A 1,109-nucleotide genomic window follows, 5' to 3' on the forward strand; every position below is an offset into this window, starting at 1 on the left:
CCTTTTGAGATTTTATTGTCATTTATATCATTTACGCAGAACAGGCAGTTAGTCTTGCTCCAGAAAGGAGGTATTCCAGCCGCACCTTCCGGTACGGCTACCTTGTTACGACTTAGCCCCAGTTATCGGTTTTACCCTAGGACGCTCCTTGCGGTTACATACTTTAGGTACCCCCAACTTCCATGGCTTGACGGGCGGTGTGTACAAGGCCCGGGAACGTATTCACCGTATCATTGCTGATATACGATTACTAGCGAATCCAACTTCAAGAGGTCGAGTTGCAGACCTCTATCCGAACTGTGAATGGCTTTTGGAGATTTGCTTGCTGTTGCCAGCTTGCTGCCCTCTGTACCATCCATTGTAGCACGTGTGTAGCCCCGGACGTAAGGGCCATGATGACTTGACGTCGTCCCCTCCTTCCTCTCTGTTTGCACAGGCAGTCTGTTTAGAGTCCCCACCATTACGTGCTGGCAACTAAACATAGGGGTTGCGCTCGTTGCGGGACTTAACCCAACACCTCACGGCACGAGCTGACGACAGCCATGCAGCACCTAGTTTCGTGTCCTTGCGGACTCATCTATCTCTAAATGATTCACTAACTTTCAAGCCCGGGTAAGGTTCCTCGCGTATCATCGAATTAAACCACATGCTCCTCCGCTTGTGCGGGCCCCCGTCAATTCCTTTGAGTTTCAATCTTGCGACCGTACTCCCCAGGTGGAATACTTAACGCTTTCGCTTAGCCGCTAACTGTGTATCGCTAACAGCGAGTATTCATCGTTTAGGGCGTGGACTACCAGGGTATCTAATCCTGTTTGATCCCCACGCTTTCGTGCCTCAGCGTCAATTAAACCATAGTAAGCTGCCTTCGCAATCGGTGTTCTGTGACATATCTATGCATTTCACCGCTACTTGTCACATTCCGCCTACCTCTAGTCCATTCAAGCTCTTCAGTATCAAAGGCACTGCGATAGTTGAGCTACCGTCTTTCACCCCTGACTTAAAAAGCCGCCTACGCACCCTTTAAACCCAATAAATCCGGATAACGCTTGGATCCTCCGTATTACCGCGGCTGCTGGCACGGAGTTAGCCGATCCTTATTCCTTCGGTAC

At 50.0% G+C, this 1,109-nt stretch carries 1 rRNA gene; it reads right to left on the minus strand.

The features are described from left to right. Positions 1–63 precede the first annotated feature (63 nt). Positions 64–1,109, minus strand: a 16S ribosomal RNA gene (locus tag FN831_RS27470); the annotation flags it as partial.

Origin of the sequence: Pedobacter westerhofensis (assembly GCF_900182595.1) — a bacterium.
Classification (GTDB): Bacteria; Bacteroidota; Bacteroidia; order Sphingobacteriales; family Sphingobacteriaceae; genus Pedobacter; species Pedobacter westerhofensis.